Consider the following 18,048-nt stretch of genomic DNA (forward strand, 5'->3'; position numbering starts at 1 on the left):
TAAAACATTCTTCATTAGTCTAGATTCATTAAAACGTAGAAATTTCAAAAACGAAGAACTAAAAGAAATGGCAAGATTAAAAACAGTAATATAAAAAGTAATGAATTGTAAAAGTAAAACTAAAAAAATGGAAAAACATAAAATACTATTTTACCAATATCCCAAAAGAAATAGCAACACCATGAAGAATTAAAACAATTATACGGCGATAGATGGACAATAGAAACATAATTACGACAGGTTAAAAAACAATATTAAAAATCGAAAAAATTCACAGGAAAAAAGAAAATAATAATAGAACAAGGACTTCTATAAGCCACACATACCTATTCAACATAACTAATAGGACTCAAACACGACGCAGAAGAACAAATGACAAGAAAACCAAAAAAAGACAACAAAATACATATACAAAACCAACATCAACACATTAATTGGAAACATAAAAGAAGAACTACCCAGACTACTAACAGACAACCAAGAAGAAATACAAATAATAGTTAAAGAAATAATTGACATGGCCAAAAAAGATTTGGTTTACACAAAAATTAAACCACCAACAAACAAAAAAAAGAGATAAAAAGAATTTTTATCATAAAAAATGCAAATCAAACATACAAGATAGTTTTTAAAAAAATTAAAAAACCTTAGCTTGACAGCAATGGTTTACCTTCTATTTCATAAAATTAATCGATAAATTATTTAGTATAATGTCTCCAGCTGAGAATGCACAGTCTTTATTTAAAGTTATTGCGCAGATTATTTTTTTTCATCTGTTTATTCAAATTCTAACTGGTTATATTTCAATTTAAACTTATTGTCAGCTGATGAAATTTAAATTTAAAAAAGACTTTAAGATACTCGTTTAAGGTATCCAGCTGATGGTTCATATAGTATTCCTTTTTGTTTTAAGTTTCGAACGATATTTTCAACTTTATCTTCACTAATATCATATTTATCTATCATATTAGAAATTAAAACATTTAAAGGAGCGGTACCTGCAAATTCTTCTTCAAGCATAGCTACTTCTTCGGTAATTCTTTGCATTTTATCTCTTTCAGATTTTGGAGTTCTACCTTCTATAACTTCAACATCGAATTCTCCAGTTTCAGGGTCTACTCCAACTTCTTTAAGACAAGCTAATTGTAATTCTACAGCTCTTTGAGCATCTTCTCTATCAACAGTATCTTTAAGTTTAATTTTAGCACTAGCTTCTGCTAAACGAATAATAGCTTCTAATTGTCTTGCGGTGATAGGAACAGGTGCTTGTTCTTCTGCATTACCGTTTCTTGTATTTACATAGAATTCTTTTAAAACAGTTATTGCATCATTGGTTAATGTTGGATTTATATTTTTACGAGCATATGCAATATATTTTCTAAGTAATTCTGGCTCAATTGCATAATCAACTGTATTAGATTGGTGTATTTTTAAAATATGTTCTGCTAATTTTGTATCTCCTTCTCTACTTGGCTTATCTTCAACAACAAAGATTAAATCGAAACGAGATAAGATAGGTGAAGGTAAATCAATTTGTTCTGCTAAAACTTTATAACGGTCAAATCTTCCAAATTTAGGGTTTGCAGCAGCAAGAACAGAACATCTTGAATTTAAAGTTGCCATTATCCCTGCTTTAGCGATACTTACAGTTTGTTGTTCTAAAGCTTCATGAAGTGCAGATCTATCTTCTGATCTCATTTTATCCAATTCATCAACACATACATTTCCTTGATCTCCAAGTACTAATGCACCTGCTTCTAGAGACCATCCACCAAGTTCATCTCTAACTGCAGCAGCTGTTAATCCGGCACCAGTTGTACCTTTACCACTAGTATAAATACTTCTTGGAGCTAATTTAGAGACATATTTCAGCATTTGGGATTTACCAATACCTGGATCTCCAACAATTAGGATATGAATATCTCCTCTAAGACGAGTTTCATCTTCAAGTCTTTTTGCGGCTCCACCGAATAATTGAAGTGCAATAGCTTCTTTTACTTCTCGATATCCTCTAATTGAAGGTGCTGTTGATCTAATGATTTTTTCGTGTATGTCTGGATCTTTAGCTAGTTCAATAATTTTTTCTTCATCTTCTTGTGATAGTTGTAATTCTTCAAATTCTTGTTCTAAAGCTTCAATATGATTAACATAAATATAATTTTTAAATTTACCGCTACGTTCTTCTCTAAAGGTACGTAATGTTCCAGTAATTCTTACTTTGTCTCCAGGATTTAATTCATCTACTAAATCATCTTCTAAAATCATTAACATTTGTTTAGGTTCAGTTCCTCCAGATAAGTTTTCTAAAGGTTCTTGCATCCTTGCTGTTTGTGTATCAATGTATTTGGATTCTTCTTGTAATAATCTAAAAGATCTACCACCACACTCACTACATAATGATGGTTCAATTATTCTATTACTTGAACTTTGTTCTACTTCGTGTAATCTCATACAACCTCTACATTCAAATACTCCAGTTTCAATACGAGGTCTAATTTCATCAGTTTTTCTAACGATGCCATCTGCTGAGACAAACTTACCAATATATTTACTTAAAAGAGTTTTTAGAGGAATCAAGTTTGTAACATTTGCAAATCTAATATTTAAATCAGCATCTTTTACAAGAGGATCAATATTTTTTATAGCCATTTGAGATGCTTCAATAATTTCTTGAGGTTTCTCAATTAATAAATCTGCTAAGTCAGGATCAAACATCTCTAAATCATTATAATCTACAATAAGTGATCGCTCATCAGGATATGTTTCAAGTATTTCAAATACATCATCTTTGTATGAAGTTGCAAAAAATTCTTCAAATTTTGCAATTGATGTTTGTGATTTAGTAGTAGAATTCATTCAGTATTTACTTATGATATTTCTCATTTAAAAAAATATTCTTTTTTTGGAACTTTCAAAAAATTGATAGATTTTTAATTTTGAATTATATAGTTTAATATATATTTTGCTAGTTAAAAGCAACTCTATAAACTTAAGTTTTTAATGCCAATTATTTTTAATCATGTCTTGTTTAAATAACATTGTCTATTTATTTTGTTTTAATATTGTCTTATTTTATCGTAGTTTTTTTTATATGATTTGTGAACATATGTTATAAATAAGAGAATTACAAACTCATTAAAAACATGTTTTTAGTATGTTTTCTCTTGTTTTCTGAATGTTTATTAATTAACATTTGAGGTTGTTCTTTGTTGATTATTGTTGGTTTTTTTTCTTTCTTGTATTAATTCTTCGAAACCTTTTTCATGAATTAAATAAATTATAAGCAAATTATAACTAATTAAAAAAGAATTAATATATATTAGCACAGAATTATCTAAAATAAAAGAAAAATATGGAAAAAATAAAGAAATAACTGAATTAAAAAAGATTCTTCTTAAATTTCTAGGAATGCTGATGTTGGTAAAGGATTAAATACTAAAATCATATAATTAAATATTGTATATTTTAATTTAGTAAATACATGAGGGTTTTTGATGAGAAAATCTAGGTTAAGGTTATTTAAATCTACTTCAATGTTGATTTCTATTGTTGGGATTATTATGATAATATCTACAGTCATTGTTGTAGGATATGTAGGTTATAGTATAATTTCTGAAGGTATTACTAATGAAATATCCGCAGGTACTCAATCAGATGAACTTGCTGAGCTTAAATCATCATATAATGATTTATCTGCTAAGTTTGATAGTGTTAAATCAACTTATTATGCTGGTGGTTCTGATGATGTTCAAACATACAATGATGCGAAATTAGAGTTAACAAGAGCAGATAGTGCAATTAAAAATGTTGAAAGTGCTCTTGATGCTGATAAGCCATCTAATGAAGTTGATAGTAGAATTGATTTTGCAAAAGAAAAACTTGATAAAGCAAATGATGCTTTTAATAGTCTTTAATTTTCCTTTTTTATCTTTTTTTTATGATGATTATATCCTAATCCAACAACATACATTTCTGAGCTTTTTTTACGTGATGATGGTGGTTTAGTTGTTTTAACTTGTCTGAATTTACTTTTAAGACTATCTAACATATTTTTATATTCTGGACCTTGAAATACCTTTATTACCAGGTTTCCTTTTTCTTCTAGAATATTTTCAGCAATTTCAATAACTACATTTGTTAAATCGATTGATCGTAATTGATCTATGTTTTTAATACCACAAAGGGATGGTGATGCATCAGATAGTACTACTTTAGCTTTTCTTCCAAGTAATGTTATAATTTTGTCTTGAACTTCTTTTTCAGTAAAGTCTCCTCTAATTCCATAATAATTTTCTTCAGGAAATCTTTTAAACCTATTTAAGTCCACTCCAACAACAATTCCTTCTTCTCCAACTTTTTCAAGAGCAACTTGTGACCATCCTCCAGGAGCAGCTCCTAAATCTACAACACTATTTCCTTCTTTGATGATATTGAATTTTTTATCAAGTTGTTTAAGTTTATATGATGCTCTTGAACGATATTCTTCTTGTTTTGCTTTTTTATAATAGGGGTCTTTCTTTTTTTCCATTTGCCAACGATTGCCCATTTTAATTCCTCCTAAATTTTTCTAAATCAAGTGCACTACATACTGGTGAACCAATTTTTATAACTTCTACATCAACATCTTTATTTCTAATTTCAAGAATCATCACTGTCCTATCTGCAAGAACTGGCACGGTTGGGCTTCCAGGATTTAATAATAACACTCCATCTTTTTGTTCAATTTTAGGTTGGTGTGAGTGGCCAGAAACAAATATGTCTGCATTTAATTGTTTAGCTAGATAAACTAATTGTTGACTATCGCCTCTAGGATATACTTCTCCATGTGCAACCCCAATTTTCAATCCTTCAGCTTCAATTACTTTATATTTTTCCAAATCAATTCCATTTAGCCGATCCATATTTCCTTGAATAGCTATTACTGGAGCTATTTTTTCTAAATCTTCAATTACTTTAATAGAGGTTAAATCTCCAGAATGAATTATTAAATCCACTCCATCAAAAGCTTCAAGTACTTTTTTAGGAATTTCTTTAATTCTATCTGGAACATGTGTATCTGAAATTAAACCAATTAACATTATTTTTCATCCTTAATCCTTACAGTTCTATTTTGTTTACTATCCTTTTTAATATTTCTTTTTAATTTTTAATTCAAAAATTCAAATAATAAAAATTATTAATTGATAAAAACATATATATGAATATCATTTTTTGAGGAGATAAAATGGGTAAAGTTAAAAAAGAGGATATATTAAGTATCTTAGATGGATATGATAAGAACAATATTACAATAGCTACTCTTGGAAGCCATACTTCTTTACATATTTTGCAAGGTGCAAAAGCGGAAGGTTTTAAGACAGCTATTGTTTGTGAAAAAGGGCGTGAAGTACCATACCAACGTTTTGACGTTGCTGATGAGTACATTATAGTTAATGAATTTAAAGACATTGTAAATGAAGATGTTCAACAACAACTAAGAGATTTAAATGCAATTGTTGTGCCTCATGGTTCATTTGTAGCATATGCTGGTTTAGAAAATGTTGAAGATAAATTCAATGTACCAATGTTTGGTAATAGGGATATTTTAAGATGGGAAGCCGAAAGAGACAAAGAAAGACAGTTACTTGTTGAAGGTGATGTGAGAATTCCATTTAAATATAATGATTCTTCAGAAATTGACAGACCAGTAATGGTTAAATTTCCAGGCGCAAGAGGTGGAAGAGGTTACTTTGTAGCATCATCTACTGAAGAATTTGATTCAAAAATTGAAGCTATGAAAGCTCGTGGATGGTTAGAAGATAGTGATGTAGCTAATGCACATATTGAAGAGTATGTTTCTGGGTGTAATTATTGTATTCATTATTTTTACTCTGCTTTAGATGATAAAGTAGAAGTATTAGGTATGGATTCAAGATATGAATCAAGTATTGATGGTTTTGTAAGAATGCCTGCAAAAGATCAATTAGATATTGATTTAAGTCCTTCTTATGTTGTTACTGGAAATCATCCTGTTGTAATAAGAGAATCTTTACTTCCTCAAGTATTTGATATAGCTGACAAATTAGTTGAAAGTGCTAAAAAATTAGTAAAACCTGGATTAAATGGTCCATTTTGTATGCAAACATTAGTTAACGATAATCTTGAAGTAATTTGTTTTGAAATTAGTGCAAGAACTGATGGTGGAACAAATACATTTATGAACGGTTCAGCATATTCATATTTAAGTCATGGTAAACCAATGAGTATGGGTAGGCGTGTTGCATTGGAAATTAAAAATGCATTAAAAAGAGAAGAATTAGAAAAAATTATAACATAAATTCATTATTCTTTTTTCTTTTTCTTTTTACCAATTTTTTGTTTTTTTAAATATTCTTCTTTTGCTTTTTTTCTATCTCTACTAGCTAATGCTCCGGCAAATCCAATTATAGCCCCTACAACTAGGACAGATATCATTGAAATTATTAAAATTGTTGAATCTGTGATTAATCCAAATCCACCATAATAAGTGAGTATTGCTAGTGGTATTGCAGCGATTGTTCCTAATATTGCACCCATTTTCATATTTTTTGCTTTATAACCAACATATATTAGACCAATTGCTGAAAATAGATATAAGAAATCATATCCTTTTGATGCAATAATGACGATTGTAGTAGATATTGCTGCACCAATTATTAATGATTTCCAGTGAATATCATTTCTCAAATCCATATTTTTATCTCCAATTTATTTTTTAGAAGCTAACATACCACCAAATGCTCCTGTAATTCCCATAACTATTGAGTAATAAATTAAATATCCTATAACTACTATTATACTTGAAATGCCTGAGATAGTAAATCCAATTAACCCTCCAAATATTCCAAATAAACTGCCTCCGAGTGTAAATGCAAGTACAAATAATACAGCACTTACAATTGTGCCTAATGCTCCTGCAACAGCAGCATTCCACATACCACCGAGCATTCCATCTCGAGCAATATATCCAACAAGAAATCCAACAATTAAAAGTCCTATAAACTCATATTGTGCAAAAAATGATTTAACAATTACAGCTAATATAAAACCAATTAACACAGGTGTCCATTTAGTCATATTATCCTCTCATAAATTATATTTTCTCTATAAAATTATTAATTTTTTCGATAGGATTTTTTATATCTTTTCTTGTTAAATACATTTCGGATTTTGGTTGTTTTTTTGTAATTTCTTTTATTTTTTCTAAAGTTTTTTCATATCCTCCACTTATACAAGTACAAAATGGAGCAATATCATTTATTTGATCGCTATATTTGATTAAATAACTATAAACTGGTGTTGCCATATTAGAAGCCCAAATAGGAGTTCCAACTATTACTAAATCATAATCACTTGGATTTTTTGTGATTTCGTTGATTTTGGTTGTTTTTCCAGTTGTAGCATCAAATCCTCCTTTCATATATCCAATTTTTCCACCATATTTTCCAGCATCCGTAATTTCTTCAATATCACAGTCTAATTTTTCTCTAATCATTTCTGCAATTTTTCTTGTTACATTGCTTCTAGAGTAATATACAACTAATGTTTTCATTTTATAACCTCATTATATATCTTTTAATTTATCTTTTATCTGATTTAAAATTGCTTTATGCATTCTTTTTGTAAACTCTGCTTTATCGTTCTGATTTAACACATCAAGATAACCTTGTGAAACCAAATTAAATGCAAAAGGGCTTGGAATTACAGTATTTATGGTGATTATTTCCATTTCATCCGAATAAATAGAACTTATCACTTTTTTAGCATTTTTAACATCCATATAATCTTCCAAAGCCTCTCTTCTAGCTTCTTTTAAAATTGAAAAATTATTATCCATTTCTTGGACAAATTTTAGAAGTATTTTTCCTCTAACTTGTTGGCGACCAACAGATTTAGATTCTCCTTTGTATTTTCTAAGGGTCATTAATGATCTTCCAGCACAATGTCTAAATCTACTAGCTAATGTTTCTGTTTTATTAAGTGCTTGTGTTAAAATGTTTTCAAAGTTTTCAGGTGTAAGTTCACGAAATGCTTCAAGACCTCCAATTTTTCCATCTGAACTTAAGTAAAATCCATTATCCGAAATTGAAATCGTTACATTTATATTATATCTTTTGGCAACAATATATGCAACAGCTCTTGAAAGTGCATCATTTACTTTTCTCCCAAATAATGAATGGAAAATTACAAAACGCTTATCTCCAAAACCTTTATAGTATTCAATTAATAATCTGCGGTTACTTGGGATTTTAGCATATTTATATTGTTCTAGAAAGTATTCATAAATTGAATTAGCTGCAAAATCATCTACATATAGATAATCATATATGAATTCCATAATTTCTTCTTTACTACGCTTATATCTAAATTTTGAATTCATATGGTCTCTAAATCTTTGAATATCTATAGCTAAATCAAAAGATAATGGGAGTTGTTGTGAAAACCATGAAGGGATAGTTGGAGGTCCGCTAGCTGGAGATACATTTATTGTCATTCCTTTACCATATTTAAAATTATAAATGTTTCCTCCTAAAACAAAGGTATCTCCTTTTTTTAAACGTTCCATAAAATCTTCTTCAATTCGCCCAACAGTTTCGCCATCACATTTAACTAAAACTCCCGAGCTGTCTGGAATAGTGCCAATGTTTGTCGAATATAACATTCTAGCTAGTTTACCACGTTTTCCAAAAGTATTTTCTTTATAATCAATCCAAATTTTAGCATAAACATATCTTTCTTCTAATTCAGGATATTCACCAGCTAAATAACTTAAAACATTTTCATAATCATCTCTAGTTAAATTTTTGTAGTTATAACTTTTTCTAATCACATCAAATGCATAATCAATGTCCCATGGATTTTCAATAGACATTCCGTAAATATGCTGAGCTAAAACATCTAAACAATTCCGAGGCATATTTATTTTATCAATTTTTCCTTCTTTAGCATTTTTTAAAAGTAGAGAACATTCAACTAAATCGTCACGATCATTTACAATTATTTTGCCTCTTGATTTTTCATGTAATTTATGGCCACTTCTTCCAATTCTTTGAAGGGCTCTTGCAACAGATTTTGGGGAATTTATTAAAACTACTAAATCAATGTATCCAATATCAATTCCAAGTTCAAGGGAAGTTGAAGATACAACAGCTTTGAGTTCACCATTTTTTAATTTGTTTTCTGTTTCTAAGCGAACTTCTTTTGAAAGAGAAGAATGGTGAGCCATTATGTTATTGCTATTGTAATGTGAGGGATACATTTTTTTTAAATTATAAACAAAACGCTCTGTCCCACTTCTAGTGTTTGTAAAAACAAGTGTTGTTTTATTTTCCCATATCAAATCATCAAGCAAGTCATATGTGCCTAATCTGGTATCTTCTTCATCTGCAATGACAATATCGCTTACAGGACACATTACTTCCATATCTAAATCTTTTAAGTAGTTTATATTAACTATTTCACAGTCTCTTCCAACACCATATTCATAACCAACTAAATATTGAGCCACTTCTTCAATAGGACTAACTGTTGCAGAAAGACCAATTCTTGTATATTGTCCAATTAAATGTTGTAGGCGTTCTAGAGATAAACTTAAATGAACTCCACGTTTATTTTCAGCTAATGAATGAATTTCATCAATAATAACATATTTAACATTACTTAACTTTTTTCTAAACTTAGGGGCTACTAGTAAGATAGAAAGGGTCTCAGGAGTTGTAATTAAAATATGTGGGGCTTTTTTAAGCATTTTTTGTCTTTGATATTGTGTTGTATCTCCAGTTCTAACAGCTTTTCGTATTCCAAGCTTACGACCAGCTATTTTTTCAATGCCTTCAATAGGCTCATCTAAATTCTTTTCGATATCATTATCCAGAGCCTTTAGGGGGGATATATAGATACAATAAACTTTATTTTCAAGCTCATCTGCCTCAGCAAGTCTTGTTAATTCGCTTATAATTGATAAAAAAGCAGTTAATGTTTTTCCAGAACCTGTTGGCGATGATATTAAAATATTTTTATTTTTATGGATGTCAATAATAGATTTCTTTTGAGCAGGGGTAAAATCTTTAAAATTATTATCAAACCATTTTCGCACCCAAGGATGTAATATTTTAAAAATTTGCTTTTTAGAATAGCTTTTAGTCTGCTCATGTATCATAGTATTACCAATCTTAAAAACTTATATATTTACTAAAACTAATTTATTAGTATAATTATTTTTAAACTTTTAGTTTAAAGGAGATATAATATGTCAGACTTAATATTTGAAGATGTAATTAATAACCTTTCTAATGATGATGTAAATATAAGAAAAGAAGCTATTAATGCATTAGTTGGACTTAATGATGAATCTATTATCGACCCATTAATTAAAGCTACTACTGATGATAATGCTCAAATAAGATTCAAAGCTGCTGAAATTTTAGGAAGTATGGGTGATGTAGCTGTTGATAAATTAATTAAAGAATTTAATTCACAAAATGGTAAAAATAAACGTTTTTTAGCATTTGCTCTTAAAGAAAGTGAAAATAATAAAGTAGTTCCTTATTTTGTTGATGCATTAGACGATGATGATTTTGGTGTTAGAAAAGTAGCTGTAAGAGCTTTAGGTGAACTTCAAGCTCATGAAGAATTAAATTCTATTGCTAAATGTTTAGATGATGATGATTGGGGTGTAAAATTAGCTACAATTCATGCATTAGGAGATTTAGCTTCTGATGAATCAATTGAGTTAATTAAAAAAGCAAGAAGAAATGAATCTGATGAAGACTTTAAAAAATCATGTAAAAAAGCTCTTAAAAAAGCAGAAAAAGTTAAAAAAGCAAAGGCATCAGGAAAAACAATAGCTAAAGTTATTCCAATGAGTACTATTAAAGAAATGGAAAAAACTAATATTCAAAAAGCTATTAAAGAATATGAAAGATATGTTACATCTAAACAAGCTAAAGATGCACCATATAAAAGGTTATGCGTTCTTTATAGAAAAAATAATGATTATGATGGTGAAGTTAGAGTATTAAAAACGGCTATTGAAGTTTTTAGTGACAATGATAAAAAATTAACATGGTTTAAGAAAAGACTAGCTAAATTAGAATAATTATTTTTTAATAATTTCGTAGAGATCATCTCTTTTATTTTTTAAAAGAGGAAGATCTTCCCTTATTTTTTTTATTTCGTTTAAATCTATTTTTTTGATAATTAAACATTCGTCACTATTTGCTTGAGCTACAACATCTCCCCAAGGATTAGTTATTATTGAATGACCATAGCTATGGTAACTAGCATCTTTATTTAAAGCAGGTGCAACACCTACACAATAAACTTGATTATCAAGAGATCTACTTTTAAATAGTAATTCCCAATGTGCAGGACCAGTAGTCATGTTAAATGCACCAGGATAGAATAATATTTTAGCTCCACTATTTACCATTAGCCTAGCTAGTTCTGGAAAGCGTATATCATAACATATTCCTATTCCAATATTTCCAAACTCTGTATTTGCTATTGTAGTTTTATTTCCAGCAGTTAAAACATCTGATTCTTTAAAATAAATTTTATTTTTCACATCAATATCAAAAAGATGCATTTTTCTATGTTTTGCTATTATTTTTCCTTTTTTATTAAATAAATAGCTAGTATTAAAAATTTTGCTATCTTCTTTTTCGGGAATAGATCCAGCTAATATATAAATTCTATGTTTTAATGCTAATTTTGAAATTTTATATAACGTTTTGCTAGTTTTTTCTTCTTCACTATATTCAATAAATTTATCATTTGAATAAGGACAATTAAACATTTCTGGAAGTACTACAAAATCTGCATTTTGTTTTGCACTTTCATTTATAAAATAAGTAGCTTTTTTAATATTTTCATCTTTGTCATCAACCACTTTCATTTGACAAAGGCTAATTTCAATTTCAGACATATTATACTCTCTAAAAATAGAAAAAAGAAGTATGATGGTTCATACTTTATTTAATATCGGCTGAATTTATCATACTTTCAATATCACTAGATTTAATTGAATTTGGAGAATCTCCATTTATTTTAAATACATATAACATGCCATCGCTAAACATTGAAATAAATCTTGTATAATTACCATCAGCATTTTCTAAGATGATATTAGACACATTTCTTCCATCTAATGTAATAGTTTCAACAGTATCAATGTATGCTCCATTTTTTTGAGCGTAACTAATTCTATTTTGTGTAATTTCTTTTAAAGATGAAGCATCATTAGTGACATTGTAAAATTCAATGCTTGTATTATTTTCATTTTTGAAAAACATAGCATTGGGATGATCTTCATCACTTCCATTTACTTTTTCCCAATTGCTAGGATAATCAAATGAAAAGTCACTTTCAGTAATTGTGGATAATTCAGAAGTTACAAGTGTAGAATTACCTTCATTAGTATTTCCAGTAGCGAAAATTCCGATTATTACAATCAATGTTATAACCACGATTGCACCAATAACAAGCTTATTTTCTTTTATAATATCAACTGTAGTCTCATTAGAAGAGTCTATTTGAAATTTAGGTTCTTCTTTGAAGATATTTTCTTCTTTAGTCACTGTATGTTTTGGTTTTGGGAATTTATATCCGCAATTTCCACAAACAGGTGCTCCATCGTAACTAGGATTTCCACATTCAGGACATTTTTTCACAGCTTAACCTCCATTAAAATTTACATTTATTATTTATATTATTTAAAATAAATTGTTTTATTAACTTTAAAATCAAATATTCTTTTAGGTATGATATTATGGCTGATGATAAAATTATTCATTGTGATGATATTAATTATGCAATTTATATTATTGGAAGTTGGAAAAATCATTACGAAATAAATCAAATTGGTTTATCAAAAGAGCTTCCAGTTACAAATTCCACAATAAAACATATTAAATTAACTATGGATGAAATTAGAAAATCTAAATTTGATATTTCTGATAAAGAAGTTAATGGGTTTGTTGCTATTGCAATACAATTAAATAATAAAATTCAAGAGATGGATTTGGAAGATGTAATTGCTCTTGAAAAAGAAGAGTATGAGAATATTCTTGAAGAATTGGATAATTTAGAATTATTAAATGATGATGATACTATTTCTCTTGAAACAGAAGATTATTTGATTTATAAATTGGAAAAAGAACATCATGTAACTAATTCTATTCCTGCTAATAAATATACAAAAAAATATTATATTGATGAAATGAAAAGAATAGATGATGCTTTAAGCTAAAATGCATCTAATGTTGTTTTTTTATCTCGCCTTAATTCTTTTGGAGGTTCAATTGATACAAACTCAATTCCTTCATCTTCAATCATTTCTTTTGCATCTTCTCCAAGTGAAGGTGCTACTAAAAGTCCCCTAATTCTTTTCTTACTAGCTTTACATTCTTTTAAATAATCATTTTCAGTGTTTTCAAAATCACTTAAATATCTTTTAAGTTGTTTAACAGCACTTACTCCAGCTTTACGAGCTTTTAATTCTAATACCATTAAATTATTATCATCATCTTTTCCTAAAATATCAATAAATCCATGTTCAACACTATATTCTCTAGCAGTTGGAGTAAATCCTTCTTCAATTAAATGAGGTTTGTCCATAATCATATCACCCATATCTTTTTCATATCCTGCTTGTTCAAGTTCTTCAAAGTCTTCAACATTTGCATAATTAATAAATTGAATTTTTCTTATCTCAACGCTTAATAATTCTTTAGGAACTCTACGATGACTTTCGAGAATTAATTTATCATTTCTAATAAAACTTCTAGTTCTTGATTTGGGTGGTTGCCAATTTACAGGGTCTACTTTTCTTTCTTGATGTATTAAAAATGAACCATCTGGTTTTATAAGTATAATCCTTTCTCCCCAGTTAAGTTGACTTAATGCTCTACCTTCATAATTAACTTTACAGCATGCAAAAATGATTATTGTTGCTTTTTTACGCAATGCTTCTTCTACTAAATCATATCCTTCTTCACAACTAGGTCTTTCTAAAATTCTATATTTCATCACAATAACATTGTTTAGTTTAATTTAAATAATTTGTTTTTTAAAGAAATATTTAAGTCAATAATGGAGGACTTATTATTTTCACTGATGAATACTTTGAAGAAAAAAAGGAAATTTATAATCTTAAATCATTTAAATTCGAAAATGGGACTGTTTTGAATAACCTTAAAGTTGAATATATGACTTTTGGTAGTCCAATTTATGATGCTAGAGGTGTTATTAAAAATGTAATTATTTATTGTCATGGGTCACTTGGAAATTTTTCATCAATGAAAAAAATATTTCCATTAACTTATAAAAATGGTCCGTTTGATGAAGATAAATATTTTGTCATATGTATTTCTGCATTAGGTTCTCCTGGAAGTTGTTCTCCATCTACAACGGATTTAAAAAATAAATTTCCAAAATATTCTATTTTAGATCTTGTTAATTTTCAAAAAGAATTTTTAGAAGAAAAATTCAACATAACTCATGTTTTAGGAATTATAGGTAATTCTATGGGTGGTTTCGTTGGATTAACCTCAACTATTCATTATCCAGATTATGCAGACTTTTTAATATGTGGAGTTAGTAGTTATAAAGTAGCTGGGCATGATTATATTCTCTCAAGATATGTAAATGATATTATTGAATCAGATCCTGATTATTTAAAAGGAGAAATGACTTATTCACTTTTAAGAACTTTAAGACTAGCTAGCTTAGCAGAGTTTAACTTCGGACTTTCAAAAAAAGCATTAAGGGACATGTCTTTAGAAGAATTAAATGCTGAATATGAAAGTTTTGGAAATGAAAGTATGGAAATGGACATATTTGATTTAAAATATTGTAATGAGGCATGTATGAATTTTAATGTTGAAGAGAATTTAGACAAAATAACTTCTAAAGTTTTAATTATTGCATGTAATCAAGATCCACATTTTCCACCAGAATTAGATGCATTTCCAATGTTTGACATGATTGATGATGTTGAATTAGTTGTAATGGATTCTGATTTAGGTCATTTATGTTTTAATGAACTTGAAAACATTATTTGTGAACTAAATGAATTTATGGGTTATTTTGAGTGATTAAATGTTAGTTAAAATAATTGATTATGGCGATTTTGAAGATAAAAATTTTATTGTTTATAGGATTATGGGATTATCTTCAAATCATATAAATTATCTTTGTAACAATTTAGATGAAAAAATAGAGGTTAAAGGGGATGTTTTAGAAATAACAATGTATTTTACAAAGGAATTATATCCTTTTCAAAGTGAAGTGGCTCAATTTAGATTAGATGATTTTATAGCTCGTGAAGAAATAGAAATGAATGTATTTTTATCTAGTTTTCTAGAAGATTCATTTTAAAAACCTTGTTGGTGATGGTGTGGTGTGAAATTAAACATTAAGCATATATTCTATAGTTTTTTTTGATTTTTTAGTGACATTGGCTGGTAATGTAATTTGTGGAGATTCATTTACAAGACAGTCTCTAATTTTTTCTAAGGTATGTAATTTCATTGTTTCGCATATTGCCCCTTCAAGTAAAGGATATAATTTTTTATTTGGAATTTCTTTATTGATTCTTGTAATCATGTCAATTTCAGTTCCAATTACGAATTCCTCATTATCACTTTCTGCGATATATTTTAGCATTCCTCCAGTGGAAAGTACTTTATCACAGGCATTTTGAATTTCAATGTCACATTCTGGGTGGCAAATTATCTCAGCATTCGGATATTCTTTTCTTTTAAGTTCAACATCTTCTATGTGGAATAATTTATGAACATAACAATGACCCCCATTTGGAATAGGAATAATTTCTTTATTAACTCTTTGGCTAACATGATTAGCTAAGTTATTATCTGGTCCAAATAAAATTTTATCATGTGGTAAACTTTCTGTTACTTTAACAGCATTTGCTGAAGTACATAATGTATCTGCATGTTGTTTAGATTCTGCAATACTATTTACATAAAGTATTACTCCTGCATCACTATGTTCTTTTTTTGCTTTTAATAATTCTTCTTCTGGAAGCATGTGAGCCATTGGACATTCAGCGGCAATATCTGGAATTAAAATCTTTTTATCAGGATTTAAGATATATGCTGTTTCAGCCATAAAATCTACACCACAAAAGATAACTAAATCTTTATCATCAATTTTAGAAGCTTTAATACATAATTCTAAAGAGTCGCCAAGGAAATCAGCTATTTCTTGAACTTCACCTGGTTGATAATTATGTGCAAGGATAATTGCATTTTTTTCTTCTTTTAATTTCAAAATTTCCTCTTGCAATGTACTACTCATCCTTTTTCACCACTCTCGATATATTTTCTAATTTCATTAGTAATAATAAGTTTATATTTATCTTTATTTTTATAATTTTTTATCCAAAAAGATACTTTTAACTCCATCCAATCCTTGTTAATTCCTTTTGAATAAAGTGCAGGTTTGGGATTTTTAAGTACATTTTCATATCTACTTATTTTATTAACAACATACTCTTCAAACTCTTTAACATCAAATTTTAATGGTAAGTGAATTATAATATTAATTCTGTATTTTTCCGGAGCTTTGTATTGAAGATAAGTGTTGTTAGTCAATACTGAGTTGGGAACAATATGTTTAATTCCATTGTCATCAATTATCCGTGTTGTTCTAAGTGAAACTCTCTCTACATTTCCTTTATGATTATTAATTTCAACAGTTTCTCCAACTTTGATACTTTTTCCGAGTATAAGTACAATTCCAGACATAAAGTTTGAAAAAATATCCTTAGCTGCAAGGCTCACAGCAATACCCACAATTCCTAAACTTAATAATAAACCACCTAAATCAATACCAAACATTTGTAAAGTAATCATTATTGCTATAAAATAGATTGAGTAATTTATTATATCATGAATAAGATAAACTGCAGTCATATTTTCACTGAACTTTTCAGTTTTTTTCATGTATTTAGCTATTCGGCCTGTTATTAGTGTAGTAATAAACACTATGATAATTACAATTATAACTCGAATTATAGTATCATCAAGGTCTAATATTGGCATAGTATCTCTCACAATTCAATTTTCATTAAATCATTAGCTAACTGAGTATTTTCAAATATATCCTTAGCTTCTTTTAATAATTCATCTGTTTTTTTATATCTTGTACTAATATGAGTTAATATTAATTTTTTGGAATTACTTAGTTTAGCAATTCTTGCTGCATCTGAAGATGTTGAGTGGAAATGTTCTTTAGCTTTGTCTTTATCTTCCTCGATATATGTAGCTTCATGAATTAATATATCACTGTCTTTTGCAAATTCAATAATTTCTTCACAAGGAGCAGTGTCTCCAGTGTAAGTGATTTTAAATCCTTTTCTAGTTGGTCCAAGTACTTGTTTTGGTTTTATGATTTTACCACCTAGTTCTATTTCTTCTCCATTGTGAAGTTTTTTGAAAGCAGGACCAATAGGAACGCCTAATTCAATAGCTTTTTCTTTTAAAAATCTTGGTTTTTTTAGCTCTTCAACTGAATATGCAAGATTAATAACATTATGATTAACTTTTTGAGCTTTAACTATATATTCTTCGGTTTCGATTATAGTTCCTGATGTTATTTCAACAAATTCAAGTGGAAATTCAAATTTACAAAACCCTAATTTAAAAATTGCTTCTTTAATTTTGTCAAGTCCTTTAGGTCCATATATTGTTAATTTACTTTCTCTTCCTCTGAAATTCATGGATTGTAATAATCCTGGAAGTCCTAATATATGATCACCATGATAATGACTAAGAAAAATTTTGGATATTCTCATTGGACTTACTTTTGCAAAAATAATTTGTCTTTGTGTTCCTTCACCACAATCAAACAACATTACTTCTCCAAATTCTTTTATTATTATTGCTGGATGATTTCTTGTATAGGAGTGCACTGCTGCTGATGTTCCTAAAAATGTAATTTCCATTCAATCACTTATTTTATTAATTAAAAATATTATATATTTATAATAATTATTTAAATTTTGGT

General features: G+C 28.2%; 20 protein-coding genes. 7 read left to right on the top strand and 13 right to left on the bottom strand.

The genetic code is table 11. The features are described from left to right. Positions 1–372: 372 nt before the first annotated feature. Complete coding sequence (locus tag MBORA_RS11335) at positions 373–504, top strand: hypothetical protein (RefSeq protein WP_261795640.1); 132 nt, start codon at positions 373–375, stop codon at positions 502–504. A gap of 348 nt (positions 505–852) precedes the next feature. Here the strand turns inward: MBORA_RS11335 and mcm are convergent, their stop codons facing one another. After that, positions 853–2,856, bottom strand: coding sequence for a minichromosome maintenance protein MCM (gene mcm / locus MBORA_RS05625; RefSeq protein WP_042694105.1), 2,004 nt, complete (start codon positions 2,854–2,856; stop codon positions 853–855). A gap of 638 nt (positions 2,857–3,494) precedes the next feature. Between mcm and MBORA_RS05630 the strand changes: the two genes are divergently transcribed. Continuing rightward, positions 3,495–3,914 (top strand): hypothetical protein, encoded by a 420-nt coding sequence (locus tag MBORA_RS05630; protein ID WP_042694107.1) that lies wholly within the window; start codon positions 3,495–3,497, stop codon positions 3,912–3,914. Here the strand turns inward: MBORA_RS05630 and MBORA_RS05635 are convergent. Further along, positions 3,911–4,546 carry an RlmE family RNA methyltransferase gene (locus MBORA_RS05635; RefSeq protein WP_063720360.1) on the bottom strand — a complete coding sequence of 212 codons (636 nt, stop codon included), beginning with the start codon at positions 4,544–4,546 and terminating at the stop codon, positions 3,911–3,913. The two genes, MBORA_RS05630 and MBORA_RS05635, sit on opposite strands and share 4 nt — an antisense overlap. Position 4,547: 1 nt before the next feature. Then, complete coding sequence (locus tag MBORA_RS05640) at positions 4,548–5,078, bottom strand: YfcE family phosphodiesterase (RefSeq protein WP_042694110.1); 531 nt, start codon at positions 5,076–5,078, stop codon at positions 4,548–4,550. 146 nt (positions 5,079–5,224) lie between these two features. On the opposite strand from MBORA_RS05640, the gene MBORA_RS05645 reads away from it, so the two are divergent. Next, entirely contained in the window at positions 5,225–6,316 is a 1,092-nt protein-coding gene (locus MBORA_RS05645; RefSeq protein ID WP_042694112.1) for a formate--phosphoribosylaminoimidazolecarboxamide ligase, read from the top strand. 5 nt (positions 6,317–6,321) lie between these two features. Here the strand turns inward: MBORA_RS05645 and MBORA_RS05650 are convergent, their stop codons facing one another. Genes MBORA_RS05650 through MBORA_RS05665 form a run of 4 tightly spaced genes read right to left on the bottom strand, consistent with a single transcriptional unit; the run spans position 6,322 to position 10,177 of the window. After that, on the bottom strand, positions 6,322–6,711 hold the full coding sequence (locus tag MBORA_RS05650) for a hypothetical protein (protein WP_063720361.1): 390 nt from the start codon (positions 6,709–6,711) through the stop codon (positions 6,322–6,324). Positions 6,712–6,726: 15 nt separating this feature from the next. Then, positions 6,727–7,095, bottom strand: coding sequence for a DUF5518 domain-containing protein (locus MBORA_RS05655; protein WP_042694116.1), 369 nt, complete (start codon positions 7,093–7,095; stop codon positions 6,727–6,729). A 16-nt stretch (positions 7,096–7,111) separates the two neighbouring features. After that, entirely contained in the window at positions 7,112–7,570 is a 459-nt protein-coding gene (locus MBORA_RS05660) for a flavodoxin family protein (protein WP_042694118.1), read from the bottom strand. Positions 7,571–7,582: 12 nt separating this feature from the next. Beyond that, a complete protein-coding gene (locus tag MBORA_RS05665) occupies positions 7,583–10,177 on the bottom strand; it encodes an ATP-dependent helicase (RefSeq protein WP_042694121.1) in 2,595 nt (864 codons plus the stop codon). 90 nt (positions 10,178–10,267) lie between these two features. Between MBORA_RS05665 and MBORA_RS05670 the strand changes: the two genes are divergently transcribed. Further along, entirely contained in the window at positions 10,268–11,116 is an 849-nt protein-coding gene (locus tag MBORA_RS05670) for a HEAT repeat domain-containing protein (protein ID WP_063720362.1), read from the top strand. On the opposite strand, the gene MBORA_RS05675 is transcribed toward MBORA_RS05670, so the two are convergent. Continuing rightward, positions 11,117–11,944 (bottom strand): carbon-nitrogen hydrolase family protein, encoded by an 828-nt coding sequence (locus MBORA_RS05675; RefSeq protein ID WP_063720363.1) that lies wholly within the window; start codon positions 11,942–11,944, stop codon positions 11,117–11,119. A gap of 46 nt (positions 11,945–11,990) precedes the next feature. Then, positions 11,991–12,689, bottom strand: a complete 699-nt coding sequence (locus MBORA_RS05680) for a zinc ribbon domain-containing protein (protein ID WP_042694122.1) — start codon at positions 12,687–12,689, stop codon at positions 11,991–11,993. A gap of 98 nt (positions 12,690–12,787) precedes the next feature. Here MBORA_RS05680 and MBORA_RS05685 point away from each other — a divergent pair, with 98 nt between their 5' ends. Beyond that, on the top strand, positions 12,788–13,267 hold the full coding sequence (locus MBORA_RS05685) for a hypothetical protein (RefSeq protein ID WP_042694125.1): 480 nt from the start codon (positions 12,788–12,790) through the stop codon (positions 13,265–13,267). Here the strand turns inward: MBORA_RS05685 and nucS are convergent. Continuing rightward, positions 13,264–14,046 carry an endonuclease NucS gene (nucS, locus tag MBORA_RS05690; RefSeq protein WP_063720364.1) on the bottom strand — a complete coding sequence of 261 codons (783 nt, stop codon included), beginning with the start codon at positions 14,044–14,046 and terminating at the stop codon, positions 13,264–13,266. The genes MBORA_RS05685 and nucS overlap by 4 nt on opposite strands. Before the next feature lie 179 nt (positions 14,047–14,225). Here nucS and MBORA_RS05695 point away from each other — a divergent pair, with 179 nt between their 5' ends. Both MBORA_RS05695 and MBORA_RS05700 read left to right on the top strand, forming a co-directional pair. Continuing rightward, on the top strand, positions 14,226–15,113 hold the full coding sequence (locus MBORA_RS05695) for an alpha/beta fold hydrolase (protein ID WP_081738399.1): 888 nt from the start codon (positions 14,226–14,228) through the stop codon (positions 15,111–15,113). 4 nt (positions 15,114–15,117) lie between these two features. Next, a complete protein-coding gene (locus tag MBORA_RS05700) occupies positions 15,118–15,396 on the top strand; it encodes a DUF5750 family protein (protein WP_042694130.1) in 279 nt (92 codons plus the stop codon). A 30-nt stretch (positions 15,397–15,426) separates the two neighbouring features. Here MBORA_RS05700 and nadA read toward each other — a convergent pair whose 3' ends face one another. From nadA to rnz, 3 genes are read right to left on the bottom strand one after another with little or no spacing between them, the layout of a single operon-like run. After that, positions 15,427–16,338: a quinolinate synthase NadA gene (gene nadA, locus MBORA_RS05705; RefSeq protein WP_063720366.1), complete on the bottom strand. Its 912-nt coding sequence runs from the start codon at positions 16,336–16,338 to the stop codon at positions 15,427–15,429. Continuing rightward, the gene (locus tag MBORA_RS05710; protein WP_042694132.1) at positions 16,335–17,084 is read right to left on the bottom strand and encodes a mechanosensitive ion channel family protein; all 750 of its coding nucleotides are present in this window, start codon (positions 17,082–17,084) and stop codon (positions 16,335–16,337) included. The genes nadA and MBORA_RS05710 overlap by 4 nt, the downstream gene beginning before the upstream one ends. An 8-nt stretch (positions 17,085–17,092) precedes the next feature. Beyond that, entirely contained in the window at positions 17,093–17,986 is an 894-nt protein-coding gene (gene rnz / locus MBORA_RS05715; protein ID WP_042694135.1) for a ribonuclease Z, read from the bottom strand. Between the last annotated feature and the right edge of the window lie 62 nt (positions 17,987–18,048).

It is taken from the genome of Methanobrevibacter oralis, assembly GCF_001639275.1.
Taxonomy (GTDB): domain Archaea; phylum Methanobacteriota; class Methanobacteria; order Methanobacteriales; family Methanobacteriaceae; genus Methanocatella; species Methanocatella oralis.

Excerpts from the sequence above, each read along its gene's own strand:
- MBORA_RS05655 (WP_042694116.1), bottom strand. The coding sequence starts at position 7,095 with ATGACTAAATGGACACCTGTGTTAATTGGTTTTATATTAGCTGTAATT.
- MBORA_RS05695 (WP_081738399.1), top strand. The coding sequence starts at position 14,226 with ATGACTTTTGGTAGTCCAATTTATGATGCTAGAGGTGTTATTAAAAAT.
- rnz (WP_042694135.1), bottom strand. The coding sequence starts at position 17,986 with ATGGAAATTACATTTTTAGGAACATCAGCAGCAGTGCACTCCTATACA.
- MBORA_RS05700 (WP_042694130.1), top strand. The coding sequence starts at position 15,118 with ATGTTAGTTAAAATAATTGATTATGGCGATTTTGAAGATAAAAATTTT.
- MBORA_RS05710 (WP_042694132.1), bottom strand. The coding sequence starts at position 17,084 with ATGCCAATATTAGACCTTGATGATACTATAATTCGAGTTATAATTGTA.
- MBORA_RS05650 (WP_063720361.1), bottom strand. The coding sequence starts at position 6,711 with ATGGATTTGAGAAATGATATTCACTGGAAATCATTAATAATTGGTGCA.
- MBORA_RS05685 (WP_042694125.1), top strand. The coding sequence starts at position 12,788 with ATGGCTGATGATAAAATTATTCATTGTGATGATATTAATTATGCAATT.
- MBORA_RS05630 (WP_042694107.1), top strand. The coding sequence starts at position 3,495 with ATGAGAAAATCTAGGTTAAGGTTATTTAAATCTACTTCAATGTTGATT.
- MBORA_RS05640 (WP_042694110.1), bottom strand. The coding sequence starts at position 5,078 with ATGTTAATTGGTTTAATTTCAGATACACATGTTCCAGATAGAATTAAA.
- MBORA_RS05660 (WP_042694118.1), bottom strand. The coding sequence starts at position 7,570 with ATGAAAACATTAGTTGTATATTACTCTAGAAGCAATGTAACAAGAAAA.
- MBORA_RS11335 (WP_261795640.1), top strand. The coding sequence starts at position 373 with ATGACAAGAAAACCAAAAAAAGACAACAAAATACATATACAAAACCAA.
- MBORA_RS05665 (WP_042694121.1), bottom strand. The coding sequence starts at position 10,177 with ATGATACATGAGCAGACTAAAAGCTATTCTAAAAAGCAAATTTTTAAA.
- nucS (WP_063720364.1), bottom strand. The coding sequence starts at position 14,046 with ATGAAATATAGAATTTTAGAAAGACCTAGTTGTGAAGAAGGATATGAT.
- MBORA_RS05670 (WP_063720362.1), top strand. The coding sequence starts at position 10,268 with ATGTCAGACTTAATATTTGAAGATGTAATTAATAACCTTTCTAATGAT.
- mcm (WP_042694105.1), bottom strand. The coding sequence starts at position 2,856 with ATGAATTCTACTACTAAATCACAAACATCAATTGCAAAATTTGAAGAA.
- nadA (WP_063720366.1), bottom strand. The coding sequence starts at position 16,338 with ATGAGTAGTACATTGCAAGAGGAAATTTTGAAATTAAAAGAAGAAAAA.
- MBORA_RS05635 (WP_063720360.1), bottom strand. The coding sequence starts at position 4,546 with ATGGGCAATCGTTGGCAAATGGAAAAAAAGAAAGACCCCTATTATAAA.
- MBORA_RS05645 (WP_042694112.1), top strand. The coding sequence starts at position 5,225 with ATGGGTAAAGTTAAAAAAGAGGATATATTAAGTATCTTAGATGGATAT.
- MBORA_RS05675 (WP_063720363.1), bottom strand. The coding sequence starts at position 11,944 with ATGTCTGAAATTGAAATTAGCCTTTGTCAAATGAAAGTGGTTGATGAC.